The organism is Subtercola vilae (assembly GCF_004923255.1).
GTDB classification, from domain to species: Bacteria; Actinomycetota; Actinomycetes; order Actinomycetales; family Microbacteriaceae; genus Subtercola; species Subtercola vilae.
In genome coordinates, this window is record NZ_QYRT01000051.1 from 1 (window position 1) to 20,261 (window position 20,261).

Here is a 20,261-nt window from a genome sequence, read left to right on the forward strand (position 1 = left end):
CCAACCGCCCGTCGACCACGCCATTCTGCTTCACCGTCGCCACGGCTTCGTCCTCCACCACGTCACTCAATACATCGGTCATCATGTTCCTCCTTGTCAGGAGTTACACCGAAAATCGTACAGACCCGAAAGCCCAAGGCCTAAAACCCGCCGATATCGGAAAGATCATCAGCGCCAGCCGCGCCACCACCTACCGCTACCTGGGCATGAGCACCGACCAAGAAACACCTGCCACGAACAACAACTCCCTCTAGCCAATGGTCCAGCCGCTACTTGTCGGTCTAGGACAGCTTCAGGAGTACCGGGCCTTCAATGAAGGCCAGATCATTGATCCGGTGAACCCGACGACGGTGTCGGCTCCCGGAAAGGTCCTGAGCGTCAACCACCGCTCCGGTACTGGTCAGACCCTTGTTACTGGCTTGGTCTGACGTTCTGTGTGGTGCGGCGTTCTCAGTTGCGTGACCACCGGGGTCGTGGGGCTTATTGGCCTGCTGCGTAGTGGGTGCTGATTTGGGTTGCTGTGAGTGCGGTTGTGTAGACGGCGGCGAAGCGCATGCTTCCGGTGAAGTAGTAGTTGGTGCCGGTAGATGCCCACCCGTTGAGGTTGTCGTAGCCGATCCGCCAGTAGCCGGCATGGTTCTCGGCGGTTGTGGTAGCGGGATCGGTGGCGACGATTTTGCCGTCAACATACAGTGCCATTCCCGCGCCGGAGAGGGTTGCTACCGCTTGGTGCCATTGGCCGTCGGTGTACGCGGAGGGTGAAGTGATTACGTGGTTCGTGCCGTTGTATGTGCCGAAGATGAGTTGCCCGGTCGTCGCGACGAAAATGTGTCGGTCATATTGCCCCGATGATCCGGTTTGTGCGTTACCGAAGCCGATGAGCTTTCCGCTGCCGACGGTGGTTTTGAACCATACTTCAACGGTGAATATTTGCGGATTCGTGATCTGGATCGGGGTACTCACGTAGCTGGTGGTGCCGTCGAGGTTGTAGGCGCCCCCGGGATCGCGGGGACAACCGGACGCGGTGGGGGTCGGGCCGGATGTCATCGAGCCTTGGTACGTTCCTGCCCCGCTGTTGCCTGAGAAATCGGTTGTGACAGTTGTTGCTGCGGTGGTGGTGGTGCCGTCCTGGGTTGAGATGAAGTTATCCAGGTGGAGGCCTGTGGTGTCGGTGATGGCAGTCGACTGGGCCCCAGCAGCGGTGTATTGGAAGCCGAATGCGACGCCGGCTGCGCCGGCGCCGGTGATTGTGGTGTCGGTGACAGATACGCGTTGTGTGTTGTTTGTGAGCAGTCGTATCGTGCTTCCATTCATGTCGAGGGAGATACGAACTGTTCCTGTCACAAACGGTGCTGCGGGTGAGGTTCCGAGGCTGGTGTAGGTCCCATTCACGTAGCGGGCGAGGATGAATACTGCGTTTAGTGCGTCGTATCGGGCGACATAGAACGTACCATTCGCGTTAGTGGCGTCGAAGCGTCCCACGACTCCGGCCATGTCGTTGGTGACGCTGGAGAGGTCTTCGATGGCCGCGCTGACGGTGTAGTTAGCGCTGGTCGGGACCGCAGTGGTGGTGTACAGCGCGGCGTAGCTCGCGTTGGCTTTCCTGATGCGTCCAGCCGGGGTGAGGACAGCGTCGTCGGTAGCGCCGAGCACGCTCCGTTTCGCCCAGGTCGCGCCGGTTTCTCCTGTATGGTTTTGCAACAGCGTGCCGGTGGTGCCTATGAACGAGTCGACGCTGGTATCACCCGAGGACACGTACAGATAATCGAGGTTCACGTTGGCGGTGTCGTTGGTTCCGTAGGCGTAGGAAACAACGTGTGACGTGCCGGCCGGCCACGACGCGGTAATCGTGGAGGTTGCCCACGAGTCCCAGCTTGCCGTCGCAGGCAACGTGATCTGCTGTGTTGTTCCGGAATCGATTTTGAGGCTGAGAGTCTTACTCGCACCCGTGGCGTTCGAGTACCTCAGGGTCAAAGAATATGTGGCCGAGACGTTCGCGTTGACCGTGAAAGTGGTCTTCGCTGTGCCTTTGTTGTTATCGGTATAGCCACCGACGAACCCTGTTCCGCTGTAGTTGTTGTGGTTCGTCGTTGACGCTGCACCACCGGACAGAGCAGCGTTTTCGGCTTCGTAGATCGCTGCGGGCGCGGAGTTCGTTGTCGTCGTCGCTGCTTCGTTCAATTTGTACGCGAACAGGGCGCTGCTGCTGTCAGCGAGCACCGCGGCCGTGCACGTGAAATATGGTGCCGTCGCAGCCGTGTCGGTGGAGTTCCCGATCCGGGCGGTGAACCCGCCCGATGTTGCGCTGGTCGTCAGACCGAAAAGCGCAAGTGCCAGGGCCAGGGCCAGGGCCAAAAAGGGTACAGCCCTGATACCCGCGGTCGGTGTGAACCATACGAGGCGACGCTTCTTGTGCTCTTTCACGGTCATGGGCTGGGTCTGTCGGGGTCGGAGGGTAGCCCGATGATCAGGCACCAGAGCAGCGGTAGGACGCACACGATGCCGAGGATCATCCAGCCGGGTAGGGAGAGGTTCAGTGCGGATGAGAGGTGGTATTGGCTGTTTTGGATCAGGGTTGGTACGTCGAGGGTGCCGACTTGGCCGGTCACGAGATCGGCGTGGTTGCCGCCGGCGGCTTGCACCCGGATGGGGAGAATCCCGGTGGATACGACCGTTGCGTGTGCGCCGGTGGTATCGGCGTTTGTGCTGAGCAGCACAATCCCGATGAGCGGGCGGAGGATGTATGCGGCGGTCGCGGCGACAAGTGATACGCCTGCTACGCGGAGGGCGGAACGTGAGGTCGCTGACCGGAAGAGGCCGGAGATCAGCCAGACCAGCACCGTCCCAATGGCGAGGATCGGGAGTGCCCGGACAGCCCATCCGATGGTTGGCAGGACCACTGCTGCTATACCGATGATGTCGCCGGGGTGAAGAACCCAGGGATCCACAGCGCCGTTGATGTCACCTTGGGTTTTGATGTTCCCGTCTGTGATGCTGATCACGCGGTGCGTGTAGATTTCGGTGGGAGAGGTTGGTGGCCGGAAGGTAATGATGTCACCAACAGCCACGCCTACCGCGGGCGCGGGGGTTGTGAGGATGAGGGTACCTACCGGTGCTGTTTGCCCCATGGAGGGGGTTTGCACGATGAACCACCGGCCGCCGGTGAAGAAGAAAACGACCATCCCGATCAGCAACGCTGCGATAAGGGTTGCCGCGCCGGTGACAACGATTCTTCCGGGGCGCGACATCGGTTCGCGGGCGGGTAGCCACCGTTTCGGGCCGGAGTGATTTCCCTTAGTTCTTATCCGGGCGAAAGTCACTGGCACGACGTCAGAGATCCGTTCCGTATGAGCTGATAAAAGCGGTATCGCGGGCAACCTGATCGCAACAGGCTGCCCGCGATACCACCACACGTGACAGAGCGTTCTAGCTGCCGAAGGTCCAGGTCAGCGGAAGCGACGCCTGCAACCCCTGGTAGCTGTTACCCGCTGTGCTTGCGAGCGTGACCGCGAACGAGAACGGGACGGTGACCCCGGCCGCGGGTGCGGCCGGCATCGTGAACGCGGCCGGTAAGGCGCCAGCCAAAGAGGCAGCTGTTCCGCTGAATACAGTCGTGGCACCAGACGTGATGACGACATTCAGTTTCGCGCACAGATCAGCAGCCGTACCGTTTTGTGTGCCGGAGTTCGTCTGCGTGCAGGTCGCCCCAGGTGTCAGCGTGAACGTGGTCGCCGCGACAGAGCCGATGTTCTTGATCGTGATCGGAGTCGTGACCGTGTTACCCGGCGTCATCGTGGTGCTACCACCGAACTTGTTGATCGTCGAACACGTCGAAGCGTTCGACGAAACAGTGCCACCATCCGTGCTCAAACACGTGACCGTCGCACCAGCGTTTTGTTCCTGCATAACAAGCGCACCCGTCGCAGCGGTGTTGTTCGAGTTCGTGATACTCGCAACAAAACCAGACATCGTCCCCGTCAAGCTGAGAGAAAGAACCACCGCACCAAGAACACCCGCCGCTAACGCCACCGGGGCGAGACGACGCCGCTTATTATTCGGTACAGAACCGTGAGCTGACAAGAGATCCCCCAAGGATAAGAAGCTAAGAGCGTTGCCCGCAGCACCCAATGGATATCTACTCAAATCGGCAAGCGCTTCAATCATAAAGCTGAACGAACGCATAACCAATAACCCACTTTGGGGGGCAAGTTCAGCCACTGATGCACATAAGCTCAACGATCTTTCTTTGTTCGCAGACCGATCACTCTTTGTTCGCAGGCAGTCCTCTCCCGAAAGCCTCGCCCCATGGGTCTCCTCAAGCCGGGGTCTGACCAGTAGCGGGACGGCCATTGGCGGTAAGGCTTAAACAGGGGGCGTTTGAGAATGCGGAGCTTGACCTCCCGTAGGCCAAGCTCCTTCTTCTCAAACGCCCCCAACCTGCCGACGGCAGGGACTTCGGCGTCGGATTCCGGTCGTTTCTGGTTCATGGCTACGACGCGGCTATTCTGGAAGCGACTGGTAGCCGCTCGTTGGAAAGGGACTAAGGCATGAAGAACACGGTCTTTTATGTTTTCCATGATGATGACGACTCACTGACACTCGGCACTCGGGTGCCCCAACGAGTGGCCGAGGTCGCCGTAACGCATCGCGTCGGGGTAGAGGTGTTCATCTTCGGCCCGGCTCAAAAACATCTGTCCCTGTTAGCGAGTGACGCCGATGTGCAGTTCAACCGTCAGATCGACGAACTGGTGGCCGACGGCATTCGGGTTGGTGCGTGTATCAACGCTGCACAGGCCGCCGGGGTCGATAAGAGCCTCTCGCAACGGGGAATCACGCTGACCGTCGCGCGTGATGAGTTCCTGCGTTTCACGCGAGAGGGCGCGACCGTCATCAGCTTCTAAACGGGAACCGGACCGGTCCGGACCGTTAACGATCGTTTTCGAACAAGGGTGTGGATCGCAGCGGTAAGTGGCGTCGATATCGCAGCGCATTGTGGCCCGGCTGCGTGAGGGCCAGTCAGGCTGCGACCGATAGTCGCTTAGCTTCTGGCGCCGACATGTGAACCAGCTCGTGTCTGTGCACTCAGCCCGTGGGTCGGGGTCGCAAGCCGTCCACCACGATGGTGAGTAAGCGGCGGGCCCCGACGACGTCGAGATCGGCGACCTAACGATCAGACCCACACGACAGGGCTGAGCGGCGACAATCTTCGCCCTACTGTCATGCAACGGTACGAGACGTCGCAGGAACGACCGTCCACGAGACACCTTGGTCATCAAGACGCCGAATCGGCGTGTTGTGTTCCATTGCCCGTGTCCGAGACCTATGTACTGCCAGGTACCTCAGGGGTACAGTTAAAGAGTTGGTGAGGTCAACACCACCCCCGTTCTTCGCCCACGAATACCGGCCCCTCACCCCAGACGAACTCACCGCCGTCCTAACCAGCCGGCTTCCCGCCAGCGACACGGCAACGGACGGCGGAATCGGTCACGCCACAGCAATCGCTACCATCGTCCGGATCACCGGCGGCAACTTCCGCCTCGTCGACCGGCTGGCCACTCAAATCGAACGAATCCAGGCGCTAAACAACCTCGTTGCACTCACACCCGAGGTCGTAGACGCCGCCCGAGAAGCCCTGCTCATTGGCCACTAAACGATGCGCAAATCACGCCACTTACCGCTGCGACTCACACAACACGCCGATTCGGCGTCGTGATGACCAAGGTGTCTCGTGGACGGTCGTTCATGATCCAGAGTTGACTGTTGAGGCGTGGGGGTGGTGTGCTGCCGTCTGTACCTTCGCGCGAGGGTTTTCCGGTCCACGCATTACGCCTTCGCTACCATCAGACGCATCACGTCAGTTCCCCTGGGCCAGCCCTGCCGCTGCCTGGTAAACTTGGCTTGTTAGGCCTAGGGCATGAGTCGAGTAATACTGATAAAGCAATTAATGGTGGTCTCAGTTCCTGCTCAGCTCTTCGAGTCCTGGGCCACTGTGTGACCGAGCGGATGGGATCCCCGGCATGACTGAGATGGTCCCAGACCCGGCCGGCACTCGAGGTCAGTTCCCGAGTTTCCGGACGGAACTCGACTCCCAGCATCATCATGGTGTCGGGGATGACTGGGCGGGCGGTGTTGCACCGCAGTTCGGTGTCGCACCCCGAATCCGTGTCGGGCAATCGAAGTGGTTCAATCTTCTCTGGCTGATCCCGATCGGTTTGGTAGTGTTCATCGCCTTGATCGCGATCGCGAAAGGGCTCCGGGAAACGGCCGGGGTGCAAGCGTTCATCAGCCAGTATCCGGGTCTCTCGGAACTGCCAGCAGGAACACCGGTCGGGTTCCCCGCGTGGCTGCAGTGGCAGCATTTCCTGAACCTGTTCTTCATGCTGTTCATCATCCGGTCAGGTCTCACGATCCTCGCCGATCACCCCCGCCTGTACTGGACTCGGAACTCCACTCCCGGTAAAGACTGGTTCCGGATCCAGAAACCCGTCCCGACTGACGCGTTGTACACAGCCAAGCAGGACTCCATCACCCTCCCGAACGGTGTCGGCCTTCCCGGTAGGCGCCACTCCATCGGGCTGGCACGATGGTGGCACCTCAGCATCGACATGTTGTGGCTGGTTAATGGGATCGTGTTCTACGTCCTCATCTTCACGACCGGGCAATGGTTACGCCTCGTACCTTTGCACTGGGACGTGATCCCGAACGCGCTCTCCGTCACCATCCAATACCTATCTCTGGACTGGCCGTTGGAATCGGGCTGGACGAACTACAACGGCCTGCAACTCCTCGCCTACTTCATCACCGTGTTCATTGCAGCCCCGCTGGCCCTGATCACTGGTCTTGGCATGTCGCCGGCGCTGTCAACGAGGTTCCGGCGGATCAGTTCGGTGTTCAGTATCCAGTTCGCCCGCTCCCTGCACTTCATGGTGCTGTGCTGGTTCGTGCTGTTCATCATCGTGCATGTCACCCTCGTGCTCACCACCGGTGCGTTGCAGAACCTCAATCACATGTTCGCCGGCCGCGATGACCAGTCCTGGTGGGGATTTGTTATCTTCGCCCTCTCGCTGCTAATCCTTATCGCCGTGTGGGTGGCGGCGACCCCGTTCACGTACCGCCATCCCCGCGTCGTGCAACGCGTCGGGTACGCCCTGATCGGGCCCGCGCAACGCCTCTTCGAACATATTGACGCTAAACCGGGTCAGTACACCGAGAAAGACATCTCGCCGTACTTCTGGCACAACGGCAACTACCCAGCCGGTGCCGCGTACCTTGCCCTGCAAGCAGACGACTTCCGCGACTACACCCTCCGCGTCAACGGGCTCGTGAAGAACCCCGTGGAACTGAACCTCACCCAGCTGCGGGCGCTGACGCATCATGAACAGATCACCCAACATTTCTGTATCCAAGGCTGGTCAGGCGTTGCGAAATGGGGTGGGGTGTCGATGCGAACCCTGATGGATCTGGTGCAGCCGACACCGGAGGCGAAATGGGTGATCTTCTACTCACACGCCCTCGGCCCCGACGGCGGCCTCTACTACGACGCGCAACCCATCGAGCAAATGAGTCACCACCTCACAATGCTCGCCTACGACATGAACGATGAGACCCTCGACTTCGGCCACGGCGCCCCCCTACGACTAAGGAACGAAATCGAACTCGGATTCAAAATGGTCAAATGGATCAAAGGCGTCGAGTTCGTCGAACACTTCTCCGACGTCGGAGGCGGCCTCGGCGGGTACAACAACGACCACGAGTTCTTCGGATACAGCCAATCCATCTGACAACGTGGCGGAACATCGCGTGCCAGCTCCCACCCAGCTCGTTTTCCTTCGTGATGGCCACCGGCATTCTCTCGACCGCCCTCTCCCTCACCGGTCAGACCGCCGCATCCATCGCACTCCTCATCATCGCTCTGGCCGGCCTGCTGCTCCTGACGGCGCTCAGCGTAACCAGGCTTTGCTACAACCGGCACCTCGTCATGGCGGATCTGCGCGACCCTGGGCGGTCGTTCGGGTTCTTCACGATCGTCGCCGCCCTCGACGTCATCGCCGCACGCCTCGCCTCAGCAGGGTTGATATGGCCGGCCACGGCACTCGGTGCGCTCAGCGTTCCTGTGTGGCTGGCCCTCACCTACGGCATCCCCACCGGGCTCTACCTCCGACCGCGACCAGGCCAAGCATGGCCGGTTGACGGGTCGTGGCTGCTCTGGGTCGTCGGAACCCAAGCCCTCACCGTTACCCTCACCGCGGCAAGACACCCCGACGGCACTCTCGCCGGAATGGCGGTAGGACTGTGGGGCGTCGGGGTGGTCTTGTATCTGATCATCACCACCCTGATCGTCTACCGGCTCCTCACCAACCGAAGCGACCCAGCCACGTTCTCACCGACATACTGGATCCTCATGGGCGCCACCGCGATCACCGTCCTCGCAGCCGCCCACCTCCACCAACTACCCCACACCCTCCCCGTACTCACCATCACCGGTGACACGATCACCGGTATCAGCTACATTCTCTGGGCAGTGGGCACCTGGTGGATACCATTCCTGATCCTCTTCGGCATCTGGCGCCACGGCCTCCACCACGTTCCGCTCCGCTATGAAACCGCCCTCTGGAGCATCGTGTTCCCGCTCGGCATGTACTCCGCCGCGAGCATCACCTTTGGCAACAGCACCGGTATCAGCTACATGATCATTACCGGACAGATCGGAACAGCCATCGCCACCCTCGTCTGGGCCGCGGTCACAGCATCAGCCAGCCACGCAGCGATCCGCGCGACCCGAGCCCACAAACACCGAGGATCGACGCCCACGGAACTGCTCCGCTAATCTCACAGCGACTACAGGATCTTCACGACCGTCAACAGGAAAACGCTGTCCTCGACCGCGTCCAAGGCGTGTGGAGCATCCGGGATCGTCAAAAGATCTCCGGGCGACCCATTCCACTCCGCCGTTTTTGACCGCAACAGCACCCGGCCAACGAGCACCTGCAAGGTCGCCTCCCCAGGGTTCTCATGCTCCGATAGCGACTCTCCCGCACGAAGCGCGATCAGGGTCTGCCGCAACTGGTGTTCATGACCGCCGAACACGGTCTCCGCGCTCCGCCCACTGGATGCCCGCTCAGCCTGCGCCAAATGATGACGACCCAAAGCAACCAACGACATCTTCTGCATCAGAACACTCCATCCTCAATTGTTTTCTTCGCGGCTGCACCAAGGTGGCCAGCAACACCCGTCTCAGATGACACCGGCTAAACCGGGGCCCGCAGGATCCCGACTAAGACGGCGGCCTCGCTGATATCAGCAGCCTTCGACGCCGTGAGCACCGTCACATTTCCGTGCCGGGCAAGCGCCCGCAAATGAGACAGAATCCGCGCCCGATCAGGATCCTCAAGCTCCACCCGATAACGAGCAGAAAACTCCTCAAACAAGACCGGGTCATGCCCGTACCACTGCCGCAACGCCGTCGACGGCGCGACAGCCTTCTGCCACTCATCGAAGTCAGCTGCCCCCTTACTGAGCCCCCGAGGCCACAACCGATCAACCAGCACCCGAACCCCATCGCCCCGCACCCGAGCGTCGTACGCACGACCAACCCGCACACGATGCTGAACCTCAGAGCTCACCGGGCTACCCGCGCTAAGGACAAAACCATCGAGCGCCTCCGCACCCCGTCATCGAATCCACGCCAAACGGCGTGGTCTGACCAGCCCAAAAGCCCACCCCCACCAACCGAATCAACCATCATCATCCGACCCAGGAGCGCGACAACGGAACACGCCCCAACAGTACGGAAAAGGCATCTAGAACAACCGCTCCAGCCATAGCTTCAGTATGCAGGGGAAAACCATCTCCGCGCCGGTACGAAATCACACCGCACCCGCACACACCCATGCGATACGGCCAAGTATTCCTCAGAAAACGGCCCAAACTCTCTACGATTTACAGGCCCAAACAGCTCCTAACGTCGGACCCTTCTATCTTTTCTGTCAAGTCATGATGCTGTTCAGGCGGCGGAACATTTGGCGGGCTATGTAACGCTTGAGGCAGCGGCGGATCTCTCGGTGGCTCTTTCCTTGCGCCATACGGCGTTCGATGTAGTCGCGGGTCTGGGCATCGTGGACGCTACGAATCTTGGCAATCACGTCGAGGGCTTGGTTGAGCTGGCGGTCGCCGTGCCGGTTTAATCGATACCTGACCGTGTTGCCGCTGGACGCGGGTATCGGCGCCGCGCCGGCAAGAGCTGCGAACGCTGCCTCGGAATGCACTCGACCTTTGTGTGAGTAGGCCGCCAGAATCGCTGCGGCGGTGACCGGGCCAAGCCCGAATACCTCGAGCAGTCCGGGGGCGAGTTCCTCGACGTGTTTCGACAGCCCGGCACGGTTGGTTCTGAGCTGGCGACCCAAGTCCAGCACGGACGTTGCGAGTTGGCGTGCTTCGTCACGGATCGTGGCGTCCGCAGTGTCATCGGTGCTGCGGGTACGCCAGGCAGCGATCGCGCGGATTTGCGCATCGGTGACAGCTTTTCGAGCGTCGATGCCGAGGTCAAAGCTGCGAAGCAGAGCCGTCAGGGCATTGCGGTCAGCAGTTCGACGTGTGTCCATCGCGCGTCGGCCGACGAGGAGTACTCGCAGCGCAGAACGGGATCACTCAACGAGACAACGACGACCGGGATTCGAAGCGCCAGAAATGCCCGGGTTTATGTCGTTTTCAGAAGTTGTCTGCACAGATGGCAGCGCTCCTGTGCGCATGCGCATCGTGGGTTCACAGCTAGATTCGAAGACCTTCGTCGACCCGAGGCTCTACGCCGCAATCATTTGTCCACCTCGACTCATCCCGTCCACACCCGTACGATGGCCCAGGTGGCTTCGGCTTACATTTCCGAGGTGGGTCTCACATGAGTAGACATGGCTAAAAGTCCTCTGCACAGCAAATCCGGCTCACCTAAATCGGCAGAGTGCCAGCGGGCGCAGTTCAGCCCGTAGCGCTTTCCGCTTTATGCTCACTTTCATGGCAAGTAAATCGGGTGACACGGGTTCTTCTGATACGAGCAAACCGATACCCGCGCGACCGGAGGTTCAATCTCCTCCAGAGACCAAAAAGGGCAATAAGGCCGTTCGAGGTCAGGGTTTACTAGACGAGAAGGAAACATTCGTCGGCAGCCCACCGGCCGGCACGTTCGCAAATATCTCCGCGGCCCAACAGGAATCGATGAGGCCGTTGATCGCGGCACTGGCGGGTCAAATGACGAACCCGTTCGCGGGTGCGTTGGCGGTGTTGAGTGCCCAGACGTCAGCGCCGTTATTAGCGGCGATCGCGGCTCAAACATCCGACTGGTTCCCGAGTTCTCTAGTAATGGCGGCAATGGCTGCGCCAGATATCAGCAGTTTGGTTGGGGCGCTTTCTCGGCCGGCTCTGACACCTCAGCCGCGCGAACACCGGACGCCGTCTGATTTCTTTGCGAAGTTCGAGGTCGAGATTCGTTCGGTACCAGAATTGCTGAAGGCTCTCGCTGTTACGCAAGAAAAGAACAACGATCTGAAACTGCTCTGGCGGGGGCAACAAAACGCCGATTGGCCTGTGGATAGCTCCCTCACCCGATTACTGCGCGACGGGGGCAATGAGGTTGGCGAGGAACAAATGATGGCAGTGGAACTGTCCCAGGTGCAGACTGCCACGGTTTGGGGACAACCAATACCCTTCGGGGCGCTCAATTTCCTAGCAGAACTGCAACACCAGTCTGTGCCTACCCGTCTCATCGATGTTTCTCTAGATCCTGAGACTGCTGTGTGGTTTGCTGTCCAAGAATCGGCTAAGAACGACAATCGCGACGCGCGATTGTTTTCATGGGGTCGATCGGCTGCGCCGAAGCGAGGCAAGCTGATCGAAACACCGACCGAGATTCCCTTGGCGCGAGGGGATGCGTTCTGGCATGACTGGACTGATAGGGACGCGCGCCAGCGAAATAACTGGGGCACGGGAACGATCCTGCAGTGGTGGAACCCTCCGGCACGGAATGAGCGGATGAGGGCTCAGCGCGCTGCCTTTCTATTTGATGCCGAACCGATCATCGACCCAAGAATGCGGAGTCAATTCACTGTTCGTTTCAACGAAGACTGGAAAGACAACGAAATCGCCGAAGCTACCCGAATTGTCGGGTTTCCCTCCGAACACAACAAACGTGCACAGCACAACCCGGATCGCATCGTACCGATGTTCACCTTTCGGATCGCGGCCGCAGTGAAACCCGCAATCCGCACATACCTAGAAAACAAAGGGCTCTCCGAAAAATCCCTGTTCCCTGACCACGCCGGACTGATTAGCCACCTTCGCAACCCCGCGCTCTACCGGCCCGTCGCGGTCGCCAACTAGTTATTCGGGTCGTTTGAGAAAAGGGACCTTGAACTACGGGAAGCGGCTACGTTCTAGCGGAACGACGTTGTTTGATGGTCAATTGCGTAGTACGAGCGGTGCGGTTCTCTGCAACTGCCCGCATCCGGCATCATCGGCAGTGGCTGGCTCCGCGAGTCATCACGAAGCAGCGGCCACCCTGAACCGCCGCACAATTTCAGGCATCTGAACCATCCACCCCATTCAGACCGCCGACCGTTCACCGAACAAGACACCACAGACATAATGGCGAAGACCTAAACGTAGGCCAAGCTCCTTTTTCTCAAACGCCCCCCAGTGACGCGGAGATGGTCTCCCCGCGCGGGCGAATGGGCCCTCATCACGGCCCAGCACAGCCCGACCAGCTGGGCCGAAGCGCGGCCGTTGCGAGCTGCTGCGGCATCCCTGGGCGACAGGGACGCTTTGGATGGCGGACCCGACTGATCCCGGCCACCTCATACCCGGCCGGTCATCCGGGGCGGGCGATCTCCTCGACTCGGACGGACAGCGCATCGTCGCCGCACAACACGGCCCGAAGCAACCGGCGGGCATCCCACCGGAATGAGACGGGTGCGAGGTCGCGTCGCAGCACCAGTCCCCCATCCGGAGCCTCATACCGTCTCTGCAGGTCGCCGAGTTCGTCAGCCCGCAGCAGCGCGACCGTGCTACCCGATGCCGAATCGCTCAGGCGCACGAGCCTGCCGGGCCCCTCGAGATCCGTTGCGACAAGGCGTTTCTCACTCGCGGCGAAGATCGTCTTCTGCGCTGCGCGAGTCACGACCAATGGGCGTGACGGACCGTCGAGCAGGCCGGAGAGCACGTCTGCCGCGGCGTGCGGCCGGCCGGTTCTGCGCGCGGCCGCCTGCATCTGCTGCAGTCGGCCCGGTTCTCGCAACACCTCGTCGATCTTCCAGCCGATCGTGGCTGCCGTGTTGCAGCGAACCGCTGCGCCCTGCTCCATCAGGTAGTCGCCATTGCGTACTTCCTGCCCCGGGATGGGATTCACCAGCACCATGGGCAGACCGGCCGCCATGCACTCCGACGCCGACAGACCGCCTGGCTTGCCAATGAACAGGTCGGACCCGGCGAGCAACTGCGGCATCTCCGCCGTGAAGCCCAGCACACGGTAGCGGTCACCGGCGGAAGCCACCAAGCCCTCGACGCGCTGCCGAAGCGCGTCGTTGCGACCACACACCACCGTAGCCGTGAACGGGGAGCGCATGTGCAGCGTCTGCCGCACGACCGCGACGGCGTAGTCACCGCCCGTCGCACCCGCAGAGATCAGCAACTTCGGGGGCTCGGAGTCGCTTCGCAGGCTTTCAAGGTTCGACTGTTCAGCTATGGGGATTCCCGGGGCCGCGACCCGGTCGGGAGGCAGACCGAGCGCGGTCACTTCCACCCGCCCCTCCTCCCGCGCCACAAACAGCGCGTGGAACGCACTGGTGAGCCACAAGCCCTGGAAGTCGTAGTCGGTCGTGACCACTGCGGTTCTGGCGTCGATGGCTCCGCGAAGAATCAGCCCCGCCACGAGTTGCGCGGGCAGGAAATGGGTGCAGATGATCGCGGTCGGCCGGAACCGTTTGATCGCGGCGACGACGGGAAAGGCGTTCGCGCGCGTCCAGGGGTCGATCGGCCCGCGACGCCGGAACGGTGAATCACTGGCGTCGTAACCCCATTCGACCAGCCACGGCACTTCCTCGACCAGAACGAAATAGCCCTTGCCCAGAACATCGCGATACAGCGCGCTGCTCGTCTTCAGAACGTCCAACACCAGTACATCACCGACGTCGGAGCGCGCGGCGCACGCCCGCTGAACCGCCGCCGCGGCGCTGTTATGCCCCGCCCCAACCCCCGCAGAGAGGATCAGGACGCGCTCTTCGCCGTCGCCGCCGGGTGCCTGTGCTGAGGGTCTCTTCATTAAGCGATGGTAGCGGGCCGCACTCGTCCATGATTCATCGAGACCCAACCGCCTTGCTCGAGTTCGCACCTTCCAGCGTGCAACTAGGGGTCAGCTCACGATTCGGCATAAATCCGCCGTGTTATTTCTTCCGTTTCGTGAGCCGGCCCCAGGTACACCTCGGTCAGGCGGTTCCTCCCCGCGCTCCTCAGCACGCTGGACCTTGAAGCAGCACCCGGCGGACGTGATGCCCTGGCCGCGTTCACCGCACTGCGCACGCTCGAGGGTCGACACGCCGTCCGGGCCGAAGAGGTGCCATTGGATCTTGCTATCGGGGCTTGGCTGCCGCGCGTTCGAGACAGCGCGGGGCTCCTCGACCGCCGCGCCTACACCTCCCTCGTGCTCGAACGACTACGAGAAGCTCTCCGACGCCGCGACATCTACGCCGCCCACAGCGACCGGTGCGGAGATCCGCGGTCAAAATTGTTATCAGGCCCAGCGTGGGAGGTGGCCCGGCCCGGGGTGGCCCAAAGCTTCGGGCATGACCTTGACCCGCATGCCGAGCTGAGTGCCCTCATCCTTGATCTGGATACCGCCTACCGTGCCGTCGCGGAGCGCCTCCCCGACAACGCTGCCGTTCGCATCGAGGTGGTCGATGGGCGGGACCGGCCCGTGCTTACCACTCTCGACAGGCTTGACGTCCCGGTCAGCCTGACCGATCTCAGTACCGCCATTCAGCAACGACTACCGCGAATAGACCTGCCAGAACTGCTCCTCGAAGTCGCCGGTTGGACCGGTTTCCTTACCGAGTGGGGGGCAGCTTGTGAATTCGTAAAATAACCGACGGCGGGTTCAAGTGGTCAGCGCACCGGTTAGTTCGTTGAGTCTCTCTTGCGGGGTGGCATAGTCGTAGCGCTTTCGGGGGCGTTGGTTCAGCTGCTCGGCGATGCGGTTGAGGTGGCACTGAGAGTACGAAGCGAGTGGTGTGCCCTTGGGGAAGTATTCGCGCAGCAGTGGAGTGGTCCCCGAATGTTGGGCTTGGTAATGGAACTCTACGTGGTGGCGGTTGTTTGGGCGCGGTACTCGTCGGGGCTGAGGTACCCGAGGCGCTGTTGAATTCGGGTTGTGTTCCACCAGCGCAGGTAGTCATTCAGCCCTGTGTGGAACTCGTCGAGGGTTGAGGGTTTTTGGATGCGGAACCATTCCTCCTTGAGGTGGCTGAAGAACCCTTCCATCACGGCGTTGTCCAGACACGTGCCCTTCCGTGACATCGACTGAGTAAGCCCCGCCGTGGTCAACGTGTCCCGCCAGAGGGTGTGACGGTACTGAAATCCCTGGTCGGAGTGAACGAGAGGTTTCTCATCCGGGGTAAGAGTCTCGATTGCCATGCGGAGGCTGTCGGTGACCATTTTCACGCTCGGCGAGGGCCCGGCCGTCGAAGCGATGACCCGGTTGTCATGAAGATCCAGGACCGGTGAAAGGTAAACCTTCGACGTGCCGACATTGAACTCGGTCACGTCCGTGACCCACTTCGTGTGCCGAAACTCTGTGGCGAATTGACGGTTCAGAACATTGTCGGACGCCTCCCCAACCTCACCTCGGAACGAGTTGTACCGTTTGCGCCGCCGCACCGGGCAGCGCAACCCGAGCTCACGCATCAGTTTGAGAACCGTCTTCTTGGACACCATCCACCCTTGTCGGAGCAGAACGGCAAGGATACGCCGGTGCCCGTAAGCACTCTTCGCCTCCTCGAATGCGCCACGGATAGCTTCCTTGATACCGGCGCGGGTGTCGCTGCGGTTGAGCCGGCGCTGGTGATCGTAGAACGTCGACCGGGGAAGGCCCGCGAGCTGCAGCAACAGCGGTAACGGGTGATGCGCCTTGAGATCTTCGACAGCTCGAACTTTCAGCGTCGTTCCGGTGACCTCAAGGCCCGCAATTTTCCCAAATAGGCGACCTCCGCGCGAAGCCGTTCGTTGTCCCGGCGTAACGTCTCGATTTCGCTTTCTGGAGGGGAACCCTCTCGAGTGGTCGGTGGTCTGCCACGCGGCTTAGGACGCAGCCCATCTTCCCCGTCGCGCCGGAAGATGCTGGTCCAATTCGCGACAGTGCCAGGCGATGGGAGACCATATTCTTCGCAAAGAGCTCTCCCGGACTCACCCCTGACATGGCGGCGCACGATTTCAAGCTTCGTCTCGAAATCGTACTGTTTGCGGTCTCTCGTCACCAACGCTCCCGAGCCTCGTATCTGCCATCACTGGTACAACATTTGGACAGGAGACCGGGCAAGGTCAAGAGACACGGCCACGGACTTCGCGGTGAACCCCTGCTCGAACAACTCGACAGCCGAAACAGCATCGGAGTGACTCAACGTGCTTTTCGAGTACATCTGAATACTCCCTGAAGAAGGAACCCTAAAATCGGTGTCCAACTATCGGGGACCACTCCAGGAGTCCGTTGGTGTTCTCGTTGCTACCCCGTTGCCAGGGCGAGTGCGGGTCGCAGAAATAGATTGGCATTCCTGTCGCCATCGTGATCTCTTGGTGTTTGGCCATTTCGCGTCCCTGGTCCCAGGTCACGGACCGGCGGAGCTGTTCCGGGAGGGTGTTCATGGCCTCGATCATCGCGGCGGAGACGGTCGCGGCGGTGTGATCCCCGGGTAGATGCAGCAGCATCACGAACCCGCTGGTCCGTTCGACCAGAGTTCCGATCGCGGATCTCGTGGACGTTGAACCGATGATGAGATCACCTTCCCAATGACCTGGAACAGCGCGGTCTTCGACCTCGGGCGGGCGGTCGGAGATCATGACCATGCCCGGAAGTCGGCCCTGCCGTGGGCCGTCTGGTTTCTGCAGGCGGCACCTGGCGCGCCCAGATCTTAAAGCAGTAGCGACTTCCAGCCGCAATGAACCGCGGCCCTGAACGTACAGCGCCTGATAGATCGTTTCGTGGGACACCTGCATCTCCGGATTCTCTGGATGCTCCAGCCGCAACCGGCCCGCGACCTGTTCCGGGCTGAACCGTTCGGTGAGCATCGATATCACCTGCTCCCGTAACGCTAACCCGTCCAACTTCCGGGCTCTCGGCCGGCGAGTCCGCGCCCACGTCTGCTCGTGAGCGAACGAGGGCACGTACCGGTCATAGACACGGTTCCTGGCCACCTCACGGCTGATCGTCGACGGCGCACGGCCAAGCACAGCCGCGATCTGCCGCACCCCCTGACCGCGGGCGCGCTGGAAACCGATCTCTTCCCGCTCCCGCAACGACAACGACCCGGCACGAGCGACAACGGAATTCTGAAGAGGAGATGGCAGCACCTGCCGATCTTCGCCGAGCCACCGATACGCAGTCGCCCGCGACACACCCGCAGACCGCGCAGCGACAGACGTCGGCAACCCCGCGTCCATCCCCTTCCAGAACGACAAACGAACACTCAACGGTGACCACGGCCTGCCCATCGACAACACCCCACGAAACTCAGGGCGTTGCACTCACCACCTGAATTCGCCACATTAAAGTTACGAGACAGTACGCCGATCCAGATCGCCCGTAAGGGGAACGGTAGGCGGGCGGCCCGCAGCGACTTACGGAGTTCCGACAAATAGTTCACAAGTTTCGTTGTAGTACAGCGTTGTTGCCCCCCTCCCTCCGGTGGGTCAGCCCGATTCGCGTGCAAACCTTCTGAGATGTGTAGTTTTCTGGGGAAGTAACAGCAACGACCTTGTTCAGCCCGCACGTGAAGGCGTGATCGAGTACAACCGCGGCTGCCTCGGAGGCGTAGCCGACACCCCAAAAGTCCGGGTGAAAATGCCAGCCGATTTCGATATCACCAGATGGTTGCAGAGGGCTCGTCTTTCCTGAAGCGGGGATCGACTTCAGGAGGATGGTGCCTACCAACCCGTCCGTGTCTTTGCGACCGACTGCCCAAAACCCATGAACAGGATGCTCTTGGCTCCTCAACCGTTCGATTAGCGCAGCCGACTCGGATCTGCTTTCCATGACTCTCGGAACGCGGCCGATGAAACTCTGCACGTCCCAACGCGAGTACATGTCGAACACGAAGTCGGCATCCGTATCCTCCCAGTGTCGAAGGAAAAGTCGGTCGGTCTCGAAACTTAGCACCCCGAATAGTAACCCGCTGTCCCGAATTTCAGTCTGGCGCACGACTTCGAAGACTGCCCGTAAAGCGAACCTGCTGCGGGCGTTTTATGTACATAAAGCAAAGTTTTTGTACAGCAAGCGATTTATACGTACACTTGAATTATGTCTACCGCAGCCCCGCTCAGCATTTCAGACGCACGCGATCAACTCGCCTCGATTATCAACCGCGCCCAAAATGACCATGAACCCGTGTTCTTGTCCCGCCGGGGACGCCGCGTTGCCGCTGTCATCGACGCGGACGACCTCGAGCACTTGATGGAACTAGCTGAAGATATGGCGGATATTCGTGCAGCGGAGGAATCCCGCGAAGAAATGCGTCGCACGCAAAAAGAACCGACACCGTGGGAGCAAGTGAAAGCGGATCTTGGCCTCGTATGACCTACATGGTCACAATCGCGCCCGTCGCAGAACGACAACTGCATAAGTTCGACCCACAAGTCCGACGCAGAATCCAAGCAGCGATCGAACTCCTGTCAACGAATCCACGACCGCCCAAAGCGATTCAGCTCGTCGGTGGAGCGGGCGAATGGCGCGTGCGAACAGGCGACTACCGCATCATCTACGAAATTCGCGACGACCAACTGATAGTCCTCGTTCTCAGAGTCGGCCATCGTCGCGAGATATACGAATCACGCTAGCGGGATCAGGTTCCAGGCCGGGGCAGAGTTCACACGGGGAACCTCTTGTGGGGCGCCTCAGTGCTCCCGACCTCGATTTCGCCGCGGAACGCCGCCGAGGGATCAAGCATCGTCGTTCGCAGGGCAGGCGGTAGAGCCGAGCGAGGGACGGGTCAAAGCAGATCCGAAATGAGCGCTTTCGGCAGGTTGGCTTTGATCGCGAAGCCTCCGCTGCGCCACCTATCAGCCCTCCAGTCAGCCTCGGCCAGTAGATGTCCCGCCTCGATTCCGATACCGCCCACGTCAAGGTCTAGGGGCAACCCGCCGTCACCGACGTGCCTTCTTGACGCGCGCCGCGAGTCGATGTGACTGAATTGGTGGCCCAAATGCGGGAAGGCGTCGAAAGTGCGAAGAGTGCGCGATCGGCTGGATCGTCTGCAAGAACAAATTGCGAAGCAATCGGAGTGGTCTGGGGACGCCTCCGATCGGGGCGCCCTTCTGCAAGAGGTCGTTGCCAGCCATGGGTTGGCATGATGACTTTGGAATTAAGGAGAGGGGTCGATACTGCCATCGGGACCGCTGGCGGGGCGCAGTCCAACCTTGGCCCGCGAAACTCCGCACCAAAGCGGCCCGCGACCGCGGTGGAGTCGGCGCGAACAAGGTCCTCGATTCATGGCAGTCAGTCGCTCACCTGGCGTTCCATGCTTGTTAGCTGCAGCAGCGCGATGAGCCGGTCTACGCTCTCTCGACGTCCGCCGGCAAATGGCACCCATCGGGCGATGTGAGGTGAAATCCTGTCGAAGTTGATCCAGACGACTGGCGTGCTATCCAGCGCACGCTGTAGATAGCCGCTGTCGTACGCGATGTTAGAAATCAACGAGGCGATGCCGCGAGCGGCAAGCCATCCGTCACCCACTGGAAAAGCGGGTACTGATCGTGGTTGAGAACCAGCTTGATTACGTAAGCCGCCGATAATGCTCGGTGACGTCCCCTCGAGTGGTGTGCTTTCGCTTTGCCGGTTGAGGTCAGTGGTTGAAGCTTAGGCGGCGATGAGTTCGGGCAGTGTTGTCAACTCCTCGATCGCGGTGGTCGGGTCGTTCATGGTCTTCAGCTCGAGCATCGACGATTCGGAGAAGTAGCGGCGGTCGCCAGCTTCCCACTCGTCGTGCTGCTCGACCAGAACGGCTCCGGCTAGCCGC

19 protein-coding genes and 3 pseudogenes are annotated in these 20,261 nt (G+C 60.7%); 9 read left to right on the forward strand and 13 right to left on the reverse strand.

The features are described from left to right. Positions 1 to 254: pseudogene (locus D4765_RS17050) on the forward strand (hypothetical protein); the annotation flags it as partial. A 226-nt stretch (positions 255 to 480) separates the two neighbouring features. Here the strand turns inward: D4765_RS17050 and D4765_RS19295 are convergent. The 3 genes from D4765_RS19295 to D4765_RS17070 form a co-directional block, all read right to left on the reverse strand. Further along, positions 481 to 2,430 (reverse strand): LamG-like jellyroll fold domain-containing protein, encoded by a 1,950-nt coding sequence (locus D4765_RS19295; protein WP_161580478.1) that lies wholly within the window; start codon positions 2,428 to 2,430, stop codon positions 481 to 483. Next, the gene (locus D4765_RS17065; protein ID WP_136643520.1) at positions 2,427 to 3,248 is read right to left on the reverse strand and encodes a S26 family signal peptidase; all 822 of its coding nucleotides are present in this window, start codon (positions 3,246 to 3,248) and stop codon (positions 2,427 to 2,429) included. Before D4765_RS17065 ends, D4765_RS19295 begins: the two co-directional genes overlap by 4 nt. Before the next feature lie 178 nt (positions 3,249 to 3,426). Beyond that, positions 3,427 to 4,218, reverse strand: coding sequence for a hypothetical protein (locus D4765_RS17070; protein ID WP_237280523.1), 792 nt, complete (start codon positions 4,216 to 4,218; stop codon positions 3,427 to 3,429). Positions 4,219 to 4,547: 329 nt separating this feature from the next. Between D4765_RS17070 and D4765_RS17075 the strand changes: the two genes are divergently transcribed. From D4765_RS17075 to D4765_RS17090, 4 genes are all read left to right on the forward strand, one after another. Beyond that, the gene (locus tag D4765_RS17075) at positions 4,548 to 4,901 is read left to right on the forward strand and encodes a DsrE family protein (RefSeq protein ID WP_136643521.1); all 354 of its coding nucleotides are present in this window, start codon (positions 4,548 to 4,550) and stop codon (positions 4,899 to 4,901) included. A gap of 461 nt (positions 4,902 to 5,362) precedes the next feature. Beyond that, the gene (locus D4765_RS17080; RefSeq protein WP_237280434.1) at positions 5,363 to 5,650 is read left to right on the forward strand and encodes an ATP-binding protein; all 288 of its coding nucleotides are present in this window, start codon (positions 5,363 to 5,365) and stop codon (positions 5,648 to 5,650) included. Between the two features lie 367 nt (positions 5,651 to 6,017). After that, a complete protein-coding gene (locus D4765_RS17085; protein WP_201799367.1) occupies positions 6,018 to 7,781 on the forward strand; it encodes a molybdopterin-dependent oxidoreductase in 1,764 nt (587 codons plus the stop codon). Beyond that, a complete protein-coding gene (locus tag D4765_RS17090) occupies positions 7,676 to 8,827 on the forward strand; it encodes a tellurite resistance/C4-dicarboxylate transporter family protein (protein WP_136643522.1) in 1,152 nt (383 codons plus the stop codon). Before D4765_RS17085 ends, D4765_RS17090 begins: the two co-directional genes overlap by 106 nt. Positions 8,828 to 8,838: 11 nt before the next feature. On the opposite strand, the gene D4765_RS17095 is transcribed toward D4765_RS17090, so the two are convergent. From D4765_RS17095 to D4765_RS17105, 3 genes are all read right to left on the reverse strand, one after another. Then, a complete protein-coding gene (locus D4765_RS17095; RefSeq protein WP_136643523.1) occupies positions 8,839 to 9,171 on the reverse strand; it encodes a cupin domain-containing protein in 333 nt (110 codons plus the stop codon). A 77-nt stretch (positions 9,172 to 9,248) separates the two neighbouring features. Further along, positions 9,249 to 9,623, reverse strand: a complete 375-nt coding sequence (locus D4765_RS17100) for a DUF488 domain-containing protein (protein WP_136643524.1) — start codon at positions 9,621 to 9,623, stop codon at positions 9,249 to 9,251. A gap of 363 nt (positions 9,624 to 9,986) precedes the next feature. Next, complete coding sequence (locus D4765_RS17105) at positions 9,987 to 10,601, reverse strand: transposase (RefSeq protein ID WP_136643525.1); 615 nt, start codon at positions 10,599 to 10,601, stop codon at positions 9,987 to 9,989. A gap of 406 nt (positions 10,602 to 11,007) precedes the next feature. Here D4765_RS17105 and D4765_RS17110 point away from each other — a divergent pair, with 406 nt between their 5' ends. Continuing rightward, positions 11,008 to 12,369, forward strand: coding sequence for an FRG domain-containing protein (locus tag D4765_RS17110; RefSeq protein WP_161580480.1), 1,362 nt, complete (start codon positions 11,008 to 11,010; stop codon positions 12,367 to 12,369). Between the two features lie 487 nt (positions 12,370 to 12,856). On the opposite strand, the gene D4765_RS17115 is transcribed toward D4765_RS17110, so the two are convergent. Continuing rightward, positions 12,857 to 14,305: an MGDG synthase family glycosyltransferase gene (locus D4765_RS17115; protein ID WP_136643527.1), complete on the reverse strand. Its 1,449-nt coding sequence runs from the start codon at positions 14,303 to 14,305 to the stop codon at positions 12,857 to 12,859. A gap of 501 nt (positions 14,306 to 14,806) precedes the next feature. On the opposite strand from D4765_RS17115, the gene D4765_RS17120 reads away from it, so the two are divergent. Further along, complete coding sequence (locus D4765_RS17120; protein ID WP_136643528.1) at positions 14,807 to 15,124, forward strand: hypothetical protein; 318 nt, start codon at positions 14,807 to 14,809, stop codon at positions 15,122 to 15,124. A 212-nt stretch (positions 15,125 to 15,336) separates the two neighbouring features. Here the strand turns inward: D4765_RS17120 and D4765_RS17125 are convergent, their stop codons facing one another. From D4765_RS17125 to D4765_RS17140, 4 genes and pseudogenes are all read right to left on the reverse strand, one after another. Further along, complete coding sequence (locus D4765_RS17125; RefSeq protein WP_136643529.1) at positions 15,337 to 16,224, reverse strand: IS3 family transposase; 888 nt, start codon at positions 16,222 to 16,224, stop codon at positions 15,337 to 15,339. Continuing rightward, a complete protein-coding gene (locus D4765_RS20220) occupies positions 16,191 to 16,511 on the reverse strand; it encodes a helix-turn-helix domain-containing protein (RefSeq protein ID WP_161580481.1) in 321 nt (106 codons plus the stop codon). Before D4765_RS20220 ends, D4765_RS17125 begins: the two co-directional genes overlap by 34 nt. Positions 16,512 to 16,731: 220 nt before the next feature. After that, a pseudogene (locus D4765_RS17135) lies at positions 16,732 to 17,742 on the reverse strand (IS30 family transposase); the annotation flags it as partial. A 148-nt stretch (positions 17,743 to 17,890) separates the two neighbouring features. After that, positions 17,891 to 18,334 (reverse strand): GNAT family N-acetyltransferase, encoded by a 444-nt coding sequence (locus tag D4765_RS17140; protein ID WP_237280528.1) that lies wholly within the window; start codon positions 18,332 to 18,334, stop codon positions 17,891 to 17,893. Between the two features lie 213 nt (positions 18,335 to 18,547). Here D4765_RS17140 and D4765_RS17145 point away from each other — a divergent pair, with 213 nt between their 5' ends. Together D4765_RS17145 and D4765_RS17150 are read left to right on the forward strand one after the other, a co-directional pair. After that, positions 18,548 to 18,823 carry a type II toxin-antitoxin system Phd/YefM family antitoxin gene (locus tag D4765_RS17145; RefSeq protein WP_136643531.1) on the forward strand — a complete coding sequence of 92 codons (276 nt, stop codon included), beginning with the start codon at positions 18,548 to 18,550 and terminating at the stop codon, positions 18,821 to 18,823. A 5-nt stretch (positions 18,824 to 18,828) separates the two neighbouring features. After that, positions 18,829 to 19,083, forward strand: a complete 255-nt coding sequence (locus D4765_RS17150) for a type II toxin-antitoxin system RelE family toxin (RefSeq protein WP_338054648.1) — start codon at positions 18,829 to 18,831, stop codon at positions 19,081 to 19,083. Between the two features lie 658 nt (positions 19,084 to 19,741). Here D4765_RS17150 and D4765_RS17155 read toward each other — a convergent pair. After that, complete coding sequence (locus D4765_RS17155; protein WP_136643533.1) at positions 19,742 to 19,978, reverse strand: hypothetical protein; 237 nt, start codon at positions 19,976 to 19,978, stop codon at positions 19,742 to 19,744. Between the two features lie 123 nt (positions 19,979 to 20,101). Further along, positions 20,102 to 20,261: pseudogene (locus tag D4765_RS17160) on the reverse strand (IS256 family transposase); the annotation flags it as partial.